General features: G+C 48.1%; 7 protein-coding genes. 3 read left to right on the forward strand and 4 right to left on the reverse strand.

The window, feature by feature from the left end; translation table 11 throughout:
* Positions 1–2: 2 nt before the first annotated feature.
* The 3 genes from GJS45_RS20705 to GJS45_RS20715 form a co-directional block, all read right to left on the reverse strand.
* Positions 3–2,219, reverse strand: coding sequence for a right-handed parallel beta-helix repeat-containing protein (locus GJS45_RS20705; protein WP_162343790.1), 2,217 nt, complete (start codon positions 2,217–2,219; stop codon positions 3–5).
* Positions 2,220–2,260: 41 nt separating this feature from the next.
* Positions 2,261–3,394, reverse strand: a complete 1,134-nt coding sequence (locus GJS45_RS20710) for a sialidase family protein (protein ID WP_162343791.1) — start codon at positions 3,392–3,394, stop codon at positions 2,261–2,263.
* A gap of 88 nt (positions 3,395–3,482) precedes the next feature.
* The gene (locus GJS45_RS20715) at positions 3,483–6,299 is read right to left on the reverse strand and encodes a M16 family metallopeptidase (RefSeq protein ID WP_162343792.1); all 2,817 of its coding nucleotides are present in this window, start codon (positions 6,297–6,299) and stop codon (positions 3,483–3,485) included.
* Positions 6,300–6,499: 200 nt separating this feature from the next.
* Between GJS45_RS20715 and GJS45_RS20720 the strand changes: the two genes are divergently transcribed.
* The gene (locus GJS45_RS20720; RefSeq protein ID WP_162343793.1) at positions 6,500–7,702 is read left to right on the forward strand and encodes a DUF6807 domain-containing protein; all 1,203 of its coding nucleotides are present in this window, start codon (positions 6,500–6,502) and stop codon (positions 7,700–7,702) included.
* A 32-nt stretch (positions 7,703–7,734) separates the two neighbouring features.
* Here the strand turns inward: GJS45_RS20720 and GJS45_RS20725 are convergent, their stop codons facing one another.
* Positions 7,735–8,619: a LamG domain-containing protein gene (locus GJS45_RS20725; protein WP_202928144.1), complete on the reverse strand. Its 885-nt coding sequence runs from the start codon at positions 8,617–8,619 to the stop codon at positions 7,735–7,737.
* Between the two features lie 279 nt (positions 8,620–8,898).
* Between GJS45_RS20725 and GJS45_RS20730 the strand changes: the two genes are divergently transcribed.
* Both GJS45_RS20730 and GJS45_RS20735 read left to right on the forward strand, forming a co-directional pair.
* Positions 8,899–10,479: a sulfatase family protein gene (locus tag GJS45_RS20730; protein ID WP_162343794.1), complete on the forward strand. Its 1,581-nt coding sequence runs from the start codon at positions 8,899–8,901 to the stop codon at positions 10,477–10,479.
* Between the two features lie 13 nt (positions 10,480–10,492).
* The gene (locus tag GJS45_RS20735) at positions 10,493–14,317 is read left to right on the forward strand and encodes a PVC-type heme-binding CxxCH protein (protein ID WP_162343795.1); all 3,825 of its coding nucleotides are present in this window, start codon (positions 10,493–10,495) and stop codon (positions 14,315–14,317) included.
* Positions 14,318–14,324 lie beyond the last annotated feature (7 nt).

Raw genomic sequence — 14,324 nt, forward strand, 5'->3', positions numbered from 1 at the left:
TGTTATTCCAAAGCTCCAAAGACTATGGGCTGGAATGTCTGTCTGGTCACAAAACGCTTCTCCTTTCCTACCACCAGCCAATATCCCTCCTTTCGGTTACTTTGTGGATGCTGGTAGGTTTCCAAAAGCAGTTCACCCAGCCAAAGGCCTTCCTTGTTAAATTGGGCGGTCTGAATGAGCATACCGTCTTTATCCTCCACTTGAATTACCGGCATATCCATCTTATTTCCCTGCCAAAGAACCTCAACAGGCATCATTACCCGATACGAATGAGGCTGCTCCGTCATTAGGATCCCAAAGTCCATTTGGTGAAAAGTATTGCCTACAAACGTTACCTCTTTGGCATAGCAGCTGTCGCAGGATTCCCAACCCATACGAAACGGTTGTAACGCTCCGGAACTGGTGTTGATAAAATGGTTAAAAGCCAATCTGGTATTTACCGTTCCCCCATACCGGCAGCCTATCCAGGCAGCAGGAACATTGGAGTAAACCGTATTGTCCCGAAATTCTCCTCCATACCCCGTTAGGCCTCCGCCAATGTAGAAAGCAGCCGCTTCGGAACGGGAAGAGGGGCTTGGGTGCTCCACGGTGATATGGTTTCCAAAAATGAAATTATCTCCAGCGCTGGCACTGTAAAATATGGCCCATGCCATCGGGGTGTACTCCGGATATTCCGGAAAGGAACGCCCGCGTACCTCTATGGTATTGTTATATACTTTATTACCAAAGGCACCCGTCGGCGACCCGGGGCTGTCGCGGTAGTCTGCAATTCGTATCGCAGCGGTGCTGAATTCCTCCTTCCCGTATTCAGTGGTAGGTGGTGAAGCCTCAATTTTAATTCGGTTATTGAATATTTCGATTCCCTTGTGACGAAAAATCTCTATTCCGGAACCCACCTCAGGAACAATGTTATTTTCATAAATCAGAGAGCTATCCCCCATGGCCATGATGCTGTAATGGTTGGTTACCAATTGTTGGTTGACAAAGGTATTATGATGAATGGAAGACTTTTTCCCCTTAAACACCAGGCATCCCTGCCCTCCGTAAAACGCCGAATAAGCTACTTCCGAAGCGCCCCTACCTCTCAGGTCCACGGCATAATGCTGGGAACCATGCCGGTGAATCAATTGAGGATTGGTCACCTCAAACCGGCAATGACTGATGCTGGCCTGCGGAACGTCCACTGCCGTCGCATTGATTCCCTGGTTAATAATGGTCACTCCATCCAATATCAACTCGACATCTTCGGCCGTAGATTGGATACCCCAACTCATTACTCCACGGAATCCGGCTTTTATGGTGCCGTTTTTTATGGTAACCGTTCCCTTTCCACTCACCTGAGGAACCTCTGGGAGCGGGTTTCCGGTTTGAAAATCAGCTGTATAATCGTAAAAGGCCGCATGCTCGTTTTCATACAAATGATCGTAATGACCTTTGGGATGGGTCTTACCTACGATCGCTATACCCACGTCAAATGCCGGAAAAATACCGATTTCGTCTACCAGGCAGTCGGTTTCGGCCTTCACCCGGATCCGATATTTCCCTGCGGGAAGCCCCTGAAGATGTGCCACTATAAAACCGCCACCCAAGCGCGGGCTTTTGTGAAATACCGGACTGCTTCTTACTGGTCCGGACCCATAATCCGTCATCACCTCTACCTCCTTCCCCTGTTCGTCTTCCACAAATAAGCTGATTTTCATTTCGTTGGCAAGATCCCCTCCCATATCGCTAAAAACCCTTCCCGTAATGCCACAGATTGCATAATAAGACCTATGGGCATAGGGTAAATCGATATAAGCAGATACAATTTCGTCTCCTTTTTGAAGTCCGAGCAATCTTTCACCCACAAACGGACGTGTTTTCCGGGTTTCCAATAATGCTGCACCCGGTGCGTTCGAGAGATCCCAGCCGTCCAGCCCGCTTTCAAAGCCTCCGTTTTCCAGGCTATCATAGGCTCCGTCGGCAAACGTAATGGTATGGCCATTCAGGTCCAGCGTCAGGTCCTTTCCCAAAAAAAGGGCGCTTTTTTCAGCACGAATATCCCGGGTCAATACATAGGTGCTACCTTCCTTACCGTAATAGCCCGGGCCGTCTATCGGAATTAAACCCGGATCTGACGGTAAGGTTGGCGACTGTCCGAAGAGCAGCATTGGGGAAACCATAAAAAGGGTTATCAAAAAACCCCCTTTCAGCCATCTTGCCAGTCCAGACTTGTCCATTATCCTATTTGTTTGATTTGAAACCCGAAAAATTTCGTCCGTCATTGAAAATCATCCAGGCTTAACCGGGCCAGGTTAATTTTTTCATACGGATGTTGATCTCCTTTTTCATAAAGGCAGAGGATTTCCCCGTTTGGCAATCGGGCCAAAGCAGAATACGCAGCAGGGCCGGCATGAAGGGTCCTGGAGGCTACCCAGGTCTTCCCACTATCCCTGCTCAATTTTACCGTCATGTTTTCCCTTTTCGTGCTTGCGGGATTTGAGAACAAGACGACATCTCCCTCCGGATCTTTGGGCCAGGAATACCTGAGAAGTGCCGCCTGACAAACAGGTTCTACCAATGATACTGCTTCCACGGGATCCGACCAGGAAATCCCCCCATCCTTGCTGACCGATAAGGCCCGCCGGTTTTTTCCGAAATAGGAACGCATGTTCATCAAAAGACTTCCTTTCCCATCCGCCATTTCCACGACCTGGCATTCGTTCATTTTGGGTCGGATGGTTCCGCCCAGCTCCCAGGTTTTGCCCTGATCGTCGCTATAGATCACATGCGAACCGTATTCAAAGGGTCCTCCCCTTACATCCCCGTTTGGGTCATCGTAACTGTGATCCGATGGAATCACCAAACGGCCTTTATCGGGGCCATGTTGGATTTGAATGCCCATTCCCGGACCAGTGGCATACCAGCCCCATTCCGTATTTTTGGTGCTAGAGGTAATGTCCTTCGGTTCCGTCCAGGTATGACCATGATCGGTGGATTTCATAACAAATACTCGGCGCGTATCACGACTGTTTTTTCGAATGATATCCCCTTCGTGGTCATCTCCCCTGTTCCAGGTAAGCAGCAAGTGAATTTCTCCGGTGGTTTCATCCAGCACCGGGCTTGGGTTTCCACAGACATTTTTTCCATCATCCCAGAGCACCATTTGTTCGGACCAGGTATGCCCCCCATCCTCTGACCTTTTAAGCACAAGGTCAATATCTCCGGTATCGCCACTTCCGGATTTTCTGCCTTCGGCAAAAGCCAGCAAAGTGCCATCTTGCGCCACCAGAAGGGACGGAATCCTATACGTATGGTATCCATCCTCTCCACTTACAAACAGGGCTACTTCCTCCTGGTCTATTGTAGCAGGTACGGAGACCTCTTCTGCCAGCAGGAAGGGAAATAAACCCATAAAGAATATTAAAAAGGGAATTAGCATAATTTTAAACTATTGGTTAACAGCGTATTGATTTGCTTCGGCACCGCCTTTAGATCTTGTCTTATTCTTCCTGATAGTTGGCCGGATACCGAATGATTTTTAGTAAAAATTCTGTTTTTAGAAATTCTCTGGCGAGCGCCTGAACCTGCGGCCCTGTGACACCCAACACCCTATCCGTTGCTCCCAGTACGGTATCCAAGGGCATATTGCCGCTGATGGCTGCGCTAATCTGCCCATGCCAGAAACCATTCCTGCGCAGGTTTTCTTCCAGGGATATCCGTTTGGTTTCCCTTACTTTTTCCAAGTCCTCCGCTTCGGGACCATTGGTTTGAATTTTCTCGATTTCCTCCCAGACAGCAGCGGTCAACTCCGGGACAGATTCCGGGGCGCAAGGAAAGTTGATCACAAAGCTAAACCGCTCATCCGGAACCTTGCTTAAGCTTCCTCTGGCACCGACACCATAGACCCCGCCAATTTGTTCGCGTAAGGATTCGATCAATTTAATGGTTAAAATTTCCCCCAGATAGGATAACTGCTGGGATTTTTCCAGGTCATAGGCGGTATCCCCATTAAAGTACAGGATCACCTGACTTTTTTCGTCTACGCCGACTTTTATCAACTCCGTCTGGTCCTGCGGAGCCTTGATGCCTAAATCCCGGAATTGCTCTTTTCCGTCTACAAGATTTCCGGGTAAACTTCCCAGGTATCGCTCCACCATGGGGATTACCAGGTCTAAATCTAAATTACCGGTAAACAAAAACTCAAAATCGGCCACATTGGCAAACCGTTCGGTGAAAATCTCCAAACTTCGCTCCAGGTCAATGGAATCCAATTTTTCAGGGGAAAAAATCCCCATTCCCCTGGGATTTCCGTTACTGATTATTTCATTGACCCGTTTATTAAACTGAAAATCAGGATTAACCTGCGCACTTTCCAGTTGATTTTTTTGGTTGGTAAGAAATACCTCCCAAAGCGCTAAATCTACTCTGGGGGCTGTAAAATAAAGATGAATAAGCTGCAAGGCCAACTCCAGATCCTCCGGAGAAGTACTCCCGGATATGTTTTCAGAATACCTGCCAATGTTCGGCGTTACCTGAACATTTTTTCCTGCCAGCACCTTTCTCAAATCGGAGGGAGAAAAATCTCCTACTCCCATGACATTTACAGCTGTTCCCGCATAGCTGGCATGAATATGGTCTTTGTCTGGATATAGGGAAGTGCCGCCTTTGCTGGACCCGGTAAACAGGATTTCATCGTTTTTGAAGTCGGTGGGTTTGAAATGGACTTTTAGTCCATTGTCCAATTCGATAACTGTGATGCCGACTTCCTCCACTTCCTGCACCTTCACCACCTTGCCCGATTCGGGTATGGCCAGCATTAACTCTTCCCTCAGTTCCTTTTCCTGATAGGGACTGGTCTCCATTTCTTTTGCTTCTTTAAGTGCGTCCGCCAGTTCGGATTCTGTCGGCAAAGATTCCTTGTCCTTTTCCGGTGCGGTGACCACCACGACGATGTTATTTTCCCGAACCAACTTATCGACCATGGCATTCACTTCATCCAGGGTGATTTCGGGGATTACTTCCTGGTAAAAACGATTTCGGTGAGCGGGATTATCGGCAAAGGATTCGTTTAGAAAGTGGGAAACATACCGTCCTACCAGCGAACGGGACTCCGCTTTATCCATTTCCTTAAAGGATCGTTCTGCACTATTTAAAAGCGAACGTTTCACGCGTTCCAGTTCCCCTTCTGTAAATCCGTGCTGGACGGCCCTCCTGTTTTCTTCCAGAAAGGAACGCAACCCTGCCCGGGTTTTGCCCGGACCCACCACGCCGGAAGTAGTAAAAAACTCCAGTCCTTTAACCAATTTTCCATACCTGGCACCTGCAAAAATAAACGGTGCATCGGGCTTTTGCCTGATTTCATCCAACCGCTGCGTTAGCATGCCACCCACCATGGTTCTCAGAATCCGGTCCTTGTAGTCATCGTAGGTCTCGGTAGCTACCGGTTGGTGTTTGTAGTATAATTGTACCTGAATACCGGGGGCTTCTTCATCGGTAATGATTTTCACAAAATTCTCCTCGTGTTCCGGTACTTCATAATACACCCGATCGGGTGCCTCCACGGGATTTTCAAGGTCTCCAAAATAGTCTCTGATCAGGGCTTCTACTTTTTCGGGCGCCACATCCCCCACCGCTACGACTCCCATCAGCTCCGGACGGTACCAATCCCTGTAAAAATCCCGGATCACTTCTTCCTCCGCCCCCCGGATGATGTCCATATCGCCAATGGGCAATCTATTTGCATAGCGGCTTTCGTGTAACAAAACGGGCAAATAAGCATCTCTCATCCGTTGATCTACTCCCTGACCCGTCCGCCATTCCTCCACTACAATTCCTCTTTCCGCCTCAATGTCTTCTGAATTCAGCAACAGCCCTCCGGCCCAATCGCGCATCACCTGAAAGCCATTTTGTATTTTTTCTTCGTCATCGGTAGGAATGGGCAGCATGTACACCGTTTCATCAAAACTGGTATAGGCATTCAGATCACTTCCGAATGCCACGCCAATGGATTGTAAATAACTGATGAGTTCGTTTTTTTTGAAATGCTCCGACCCGTTGAAAGCCATGTGCTCCACAAAATGAGCGAGGCCTCGTTGGTCTTCCCGTTCCTGCATGGAACCTGCTTTGATCGCCAGCCGAAGCTCCAGTTTGTTTTCTGGTTTGGGGTTTTGCTGGATATAGTACTGCATTCCATTGTCCAACTGCCCTGCTTTCACCCTGGAATCCAAAGGGACCTTATCCGTAGGGGCAAATTGAGCATAAGAAAGGCCGACAGAAAAACAAAACCAAAGGGCTAGGAACTGAAACTTTTCCTTCATAAGAAATTGAAAACGATAATAGAAGATATTAAGACGAACAATATGGTGAATAAAAAGCCAAATTGAAAAATATTAAGGCTAAAATGGCATGGCCCTACATTTGTTTGGCTGCCATTTCAAAATTTTAGGGCAGCAAATTGGAATTCCACTTTCCCCTTACGATCTTACCATTGGATTCTGTCTTTCAACTCATATAATCTATGTTAAAAGCTTATTTTTACATCAGTGTACTTTTATTTGCTCAAATGGGCTGCTCTTCCTCGCCTATTATGAGCGTTGTATTGGATGCGGGTGAAGTGGATCGAAAAAACAGCCCCCTATTAATCCCCTTAGACAAGGATTTGCCCGCTGGAAGTGATTATGAACTGGTGAATGAAAAAAGCGGAAAGGCCTATCCGGCGCAGGTGTTGGCATCGGGAGAACTGTTGGTCATCATTGACGAGATGCCGGCCGGAACGACCGGCGATTTTGGATTGCAGCAGGCTAAGGGAACGGTTTCTAACCGGGTATCCGTAAACCAATCCGAGGAAGGAGTGGAATTGGCAGTGAACGAACAACCGGTTTTATTTTACCAAACGGCTACCGCCATGCCCGATGAAGGGCTTCCCGAATATTACAAACGAAGCGGGATGATCCACCCGCTCTACAGCCCGGAAGGCCAGGTCCTGACAGATGCCTTCCCGGTGGGCCATACCCATCAGCATGCTGTCTTCAACGCCTGGGTAAATACGCAGTTCAAAGGAGAAAAAGTAGATTTCTGGAACCAGCACCAAGAAACCGGAACCGTGGAGCATGTCGAATTGATGCATGTGGAAGAGGGAGTTAATGCCGCTTTATTCGAAAGTCTGCTAAGTCATATTAGTCTGAAACACGGCGAAGTACTAGCCGAAACCTGGAAAGTAATGGTTTACCCCATTTCCGATTATTACCTGTTTGACCTGATGTCAGAGCAAACGAACACTAGCAGTGATACCTTGTTTATTTTGGATTACCACTATGGGGGTATGGGGTTTCGGGGCTCCAAAGAATGGAATTCCGTGGACTCGGTCCATTATACCAACACCTGGAACATTTTAACTTCGGAAGGCTATACCGGTGAAAACGCCAACCACACCCATGCGTCCTGGGTAACAGCCTTCGGAGAGGTGGAAGGCGAAACCGCCGGAGCTACCGTGTTTGGTTATCCGGACAATTTCCGATACCCGCAAGCCATACGCGTTCATCCCACCATGCCTTATTGGGTCTACGCTCCCATGGTCGATGGCGAATTTACCATCGCTCCGGGAGAAACGTTTAAAAGCAGCTTTCGGTATTACGTACATCAGGGAGAACCCAACGAAAACGTTATTGAAAGCATCCAAAATGATTTATTAAATCCCATTCAGTTTGAAATCATCGAATGAAATTCAGGAAGGAATGACTATATCTTGAAAACTTAAGGGATAGCCGTTTGATTCATCGTCAGCCGGTTGATTTCCTGCAACTCTCCTTCGTCCAGAACCCGGTCAAAAACGGCAAGCCCCCCAATAAGGCCGTTGAAAAAATTGCCCATGCCCCTTTGCAATACCACTGCCCCAACGGTGAAATCCGAACCATTATTCCCTAACCCATCCGGGAAATAATAGGGGTTTTTGGAATGCACCAAACCGTTGGGAACTCCGGGAAAACCCTGGGTATTTTTTATAGGCTCTGGCGCTCTTTCCTTAAACTCCCCATCCAGATAGGATTTAATATACGTGCCATCATAGGTAAAAGCGATAAAATGCCATTTTCCTCGGGTCAGTTCCTGCTTGCTGGCCGAGTAATCACAGCTATACGGAAAGGGAGGCGTGGGACCCCCGCTGGCGGATACATGACCGCATACCTGATTGGCCCCGTTGTAATGGGGAAGGTCGACAAAAAGTCCGTATTGTCTTTTCCCTCCGTCTGTATATTCATTCCACATACCTCCTACAAAACCGGTTTTACCGAACCATTTCACCCAGGCCATGACCGTAATTTCCTGTCCTTTTCCGTGAATATTGAGCGCACCTGTCTTCTCGTAAGGAAGCGCCAAAAAGGCATTTTTCTCAAAACGGGAGGAATAACCAGAGAGCGGCCCCTCCTCCATTCGCGCTATCGGGCCGTTCCGTTCATTGAGGGGAAAGTCTCCCTTACCTACCGCTTTCCTTAACATTCCAGCAGGCTCTTTAAAATCCCAAAGTGCCACCAATCCCCTTTTTGAAGTCAATGACTGCATGGGATCCTGTCTGCCAAACCCTATCTGGGCCACCATAAAGAATAGAAATACAGGAATCTTATAAACTGTTGACTTAACCATCTCCTTTCAAATTTAAAGCCTTTGAAGCAGCATTTTGGGTAATTACTTTTTTTGTAAACGCAAGATTACGAAACCATTCTATCCGGAACACCTATTGCATTCCAGGCGAAACGGTACCCTAAAAGAACTTCCATTTTCTATAATAAACAAACCCTTCGGTAAACAACGCTGGGTTTTGCTGCGAACAAATTTCTTTGTGCGCGGAAATGTGTTTATATTGTTTCCTTTATCGTTTGCATTTACGTTTAAAATATTATCCCTATTATCTGTTAAAATCGTATGATGAGAAAAGTCAATTCCTTACCCTTAATCACCCGGATCTTTATTTTGTTTGTTACCTTGGCAATGGTTGCCTGTTCTGAGAATGAAACAGAAGAGACCACCGCATCCGGTCCTCCCAACATTTTATTTATTTTTTCCGATGACCATGCCTTTCAGGCCATTAGTGCCTATGAAGATCGCTTTTCCCAACTTGCTCCCACTCCCAATATTGATCGAATTGCCAACAGGGGGATGCGCTTTGACAAGGCCTATGTCACGAACTCTATCTGTGCGCCTTCCAGGGCTACGATATTAACCGGGGCACACAGCCATGTAAACGGACACCGGACCAATGGCGATATTTTTGACGGAGAACAAATCACTTTTCCCAAGGTACTGAGGGAAAACGGCTATACCACCGCTCTGATTGGAAAATGGCATTTGCGCTCCAAACCCACGGGTTTTGACCATTGGGAAATCCTTCCGGGGCAGGGCCATTATTACAATCCCGATTTTATTTCTGACTCCGACACTGGAGCAGTAGAGGGCTATGTCACCGACCTGATCACTGACAAATCCCTGGCATGGTTGGAGGCCAATAAAGACAATGGCAAACCTTTTATGCTGATGCTCCAACACAAGGCACCCCATCGGGAATGGGAAAAAGGACCGGATCATCTGGAACTGTACGAAGAGGTAGAATTTCCAGAGCCATCCAACCTTTTTGATGATTATGAGACCCGGGGAACCGCCGCAAAAGAGCAGGACATGACCATTCGGGAAACCATGCAGTTAGATTCCGATTTGAAGTTATGGACGGAAGAAAACAAGAACAAAGGCAGTTTTAACCGTACTTACGGTCGCATGAATGAGGAGCAGCGAGCCGCCTGGGATGCGGTTTACGATCCCATTATTCAGGAATTTCAGGAGAAGGATCTTGAGGGAGAAGCACTGGTCCGCTGGAAATACCAGCGATACATGCGCGATTACCTGGCCACCATCCGTTCCGTCGATGACAACGTGGGCAGGGTACTGGATTATTTGGAGGAAAACGGGCTGGATGAAAACACCCTGATTGTGTATACCTCAGACCAGGGTTTTTACCTGGGAGAGCATGGATGGTTTGACAAGCGCTTTATGTACGAGGAATCCTTTCGAACGCCGCTATTAATGCAATGGCAGGGCAAAATTCCAGCTGGAACGGTCAACGAAGACCTGGTTTCCAACCTGGATTTCGCGCAGACGTTTTTGGATATAGCTGACATTGAAGCTCCTGACCGGATGCAGGGCAGAAGTCTGCTTCCCTTAATGACCGGAAATACGCCAGAAAACTGGAGGGATTACCTGTATTATCATTATTATGAATTTCCTGCGGTGCATAGCGTGAATAAACACGAAGGCATTACCGGAGAACGGTACAAACTCATGCATTTCTACGATCTGGACGAGTGGGAAATGTACGACCTACAGGAAGATCCCATGGAGATGAACAATATTTACAATCATCCCGAGTACGATTCCATACAAAGTCATCTGACTGACCGCTTTAAGCGAATAAAAAGGCAATATGGAGTCATCCACCCTAAAAGTGACTATTAACCAAATAAAACCCATGCGAAATAACCTTGTCCTTTTTTTACTGCTGCTGACCTTCGGCTGTGGAGGTAGTAGAGAGGGAGAAAACGAAGGTCCCGCAGAAGGTCCCGTTGATTTGAAAATTATTCGGAATGAATCCACCGGGCAGCTTCAGGTTTTCAGAAAGGACCTGCCGGACGAGCCCCTCCTCGTACAGGAAACGAAAGAAGGATTTCGGCCCTACATTCATCCCATACGTTCCCCGGATGGGGACGGACAGTTAACCGAATACAGCCCGGACCACCACCAGCACCAAACCGGGCTTTATTGGGGTTTTACCCGGGTAAACGGCCGGGATTATTTTCACAATCCAGACCAAAGCCATTGGCGAAAGGTAGCAGCCAATGTACTTCAGGAAGAAGGAGAACAGGTGGAATGGCAGACGGTGTACGAAATGTTGGACAGCCTCGGCAACCCCCTCCTTACCGAAACCCAAAACTGGACGTTTCGAATGGAGGATCAAAAATATTTGCTGGACCTGGAATGGGTTGGGCAGGCGGAAGAGGCGCTTACCATTGGTAAATACGATTATGGAGGTCTGTTTCTGAGGATGCCCTGGGCAGAAGGAATGGATGCCGGGGTCGTCAACACCGCCCGACAGCAAAACGATATGGCTGAAGGCCAGCCCTCCATGTGGTTGAATATTGGCATGCAGGTGGAAGGAAGGGAAAATCGGGCAAACATTGCGCTATTTGATCACCCGGAAAATAAAGGCTATCCTCAAAAATGGCGGGTAGACAATCAATTTGGTGTGGGACCGGCTTACACCCGGGATACGGACTGGAACCTGGCGGCGGGGGAAAAATTGGTTCTGAAGCACCGGCTGTTGTTTTATACCGATGAATTTGAAGACCTGGCCCTAACCGAAGCCTGGGGGGAGTATACTGGAAATACCGGCATGTACAATACCACTGCTCTATGGGGCATCGCCCGGGAAGAAGGTAGAAAAGCCAAATTCCTCTCTCCGGAAGAGGCCGTGGAAGAAATGACCGTCAAAGAAGGCTTCCAGGTCAATGTCTTTGCTTCCGAGCCCATGATTACGCAGCCCATGGCCTTTTGCTGGGATGATAAGGGCCGATTGTGGGTTGCAGAAAACAGGGATTATGAATCCCGTGGAGATGGTTTTTCGAATGCCGGCGATAGTAGAATTCTGATTTTGGAAGATACCAATGGAGACGGGCAGGCCGATCAAAAAAAAGTATTTATGGAAGGCTTGGCATTTCCTGCGGCATTAGCGGTCGGGTTTGACGGGGTGTATGTGGGTGCCCCACCCAATCTACTGTTTATACCAGACAGGGATGGTGACGACCGGGCTGATAGTGATGATATAGAAATTTTACTGACTGGCTGGGGCATTCGAGACCGGCACGAAACTTTAAACAGCCTTCATTGGGGTCCTGACGGATGGTTATATGGATTGCAGGGGTTTGCCACCCCATCCAAGATCAGAAAACCCGTCGGGGAAGAAAAAAGTAAACTGTACTACCACAAGGATCCTTTTCCGGAGGACTTATTGGAGGCTGATGGTGTGGACATCAATGGCGGTGTCTGGCGGTATCATCCCGTAAATCACGAATTTGAGGTCGTAGCCCATGGCTTTAGCAATCCCTGGGGCATTGATTACGACCCCAAAGGGCAATGGATCATGAGCGCCTGTGTGATCCCTCACCTGTGGCATGTGGTTCCTGGTGGAATCTATCACCGGCAGGGAGGGCAACATTTCAATCCCTATGTATACGAAGACATCAAAACCATCACCGACCATAGCCATCGCTCTGCCCATGGTGGCGCCCGTATCTACCAATCCGATGCCTTTCCTGAAGAGGAATGGGGTCGGGTGTTTATGGCAAATATTCACGAGCACGCAGTATTGACGGATAAACTCATTCCAACTGGCTCCGGATTTACCGGACAACATGGAGATGATTTTTTAATGGCCAACAATGCCCAGTGGGTAGGCTTCAGCATGGAAATAGGCCCGGAGGGCGGGGTATATGTGTTGGACTGGCACGATGCCGATATTTGCGGGCAGGAAGTGCTGCATGGGGAAACAGGCAGAATCTTCCGCATCATGCCCGAAACGTCCCGCGCTGAAGAATGGGAAGGCCGGTACGAAGATCTGAATACCCTATCCGATTCCGAACTGGTAGGGCTCCAAACCAGTAAAAGTGACTGGCATTCCCGAAGGGCAAGGGGCATCCTTCAGAAAAGGGCTGCTGGCAATACGCTAAATAACGAAATTATTTCCGAACTAAAAGATATCTTCAACAACCATAAAAATGGCGATTACCGCCTTCGCGCACTGTGGACCCTACACCAGGTAAACGGTTGGCAACAAGCAGACCTTTTGGCCTTGCTGGACGACCAGGACCCGAACGTCCGGGCCTGGGGTATTCAACTGCTTTGTGAAGACCGGAACCCTCCGACATTCGCAAGAGAAAAATTTGCCCAACTGGCTAAAACGGATCCATCACCAAGAGTAAGGCTTTACCTCGCCTCTGCTCTACAGCGCATCCCCGAACCATGGAAATGGGATTTGGCAGCAGCATTGATGAGCCGGGATGAAGACCGGAATGATCCTAACCTGCCCAAGATGATCTGGTTCGGGACCGAATACTTGATCGACAAAAATCCTTCCCGTTTTTTATCCCTTGCCAGGACATCAGAAATACCGCTTTTAGCGCAATTTATGGCCCGCAGGGCGGTGGATGGAGATCACATGACTCCTTTAATCTCTGCAATCCGGCAAGCCGAAAAAAACAAACAAGTATTACTAAATGGAATGCTTCAGGGAATGGACGGCAGAACCGATCTTTCCATGCCGGATGCCTGGCAGGCATTGACCGAACAAATGAAAGGGAACGGTGAAATTGAGCGGCTTGCAGCACAAATTACGGCTCAATTTGGGGATGCAGAGGCTACCCAAGAAGCAATCCGTACTTTAACGGCACCAACAACAAATAAGGAAGTTAAAATTCAGGCACTGCAAATGCTTTCGGCGCAGCAAAAGCAAGAATTAATTCCCCTACTACCAAAACTACTGGAAGAAGAAGCGTTGAGATTAGAAGCCATAAAGGCTGTTGCCAGTTACAATCGGGCAGATTTGGGATCCAAGCTGCTTCGCCTCTATCCCCAGGCATCGGCAGCGCAGAAAACGGCTATCCTGCAATCCCTGGCTTCCAGACCTGTTTACGGCAACCTCTTGATGGATGAAATTAAATCCGGAACCATTTCCAAAAAAGAGATTCCAGTGACCTTAGCCAGGCAATTGCATCGGGTGATTGGTAGCGGTTTTATTGAAATTTGGGGCCCCATAGAGCATGTTCCCAATGATGAAGCGGCTTACCAACGATACCGAAGCCTGCTGACAGAAGAAGCATTGGCAGCGGCAAACCTTCAGGAAGGGAAGCGACTATTTATGCAATCCTGTGGAAGTTGTCATAAAATGTTTGCTGAGGGTGCAGAAATCGGACCCGATCTGACGGGTTCGAATCGGCAGGATCCCGATTACATATTGCTAAATGTATTGGAGCCAAGTGCGGAGATTCAGGAGGCCTACCGTTTGGTAGTGATCACCACCATGGATGGCCGCACCTATACTGGAAATGTGGTGGCGGAGACACCCCGGCAACTTACCCTGAAAATAGCCGGACAAGATCCGGTCCTGATCAATAAATCCTCCATTCAAAACAAAGAGATTACCGATGTGTCCTTGATGCCACCGGGATTATTTGAGCCATTGTCCAACCAGGAAGTGGTTGATTTAATGGCCTATCTGCAAACCCAACAGCAACTCGATTGAGAATAGG

The organism is Cyclobacterium salsum (assembly GCF_010119245.1).
Taxonomy (GTDB): domain Bacteria; phylum Bacteroidota; class Bacteroidia; order Cytophagales; family Cyclobacteriaceae; genus Cyclobacterium; species Cyclobacterium salsum.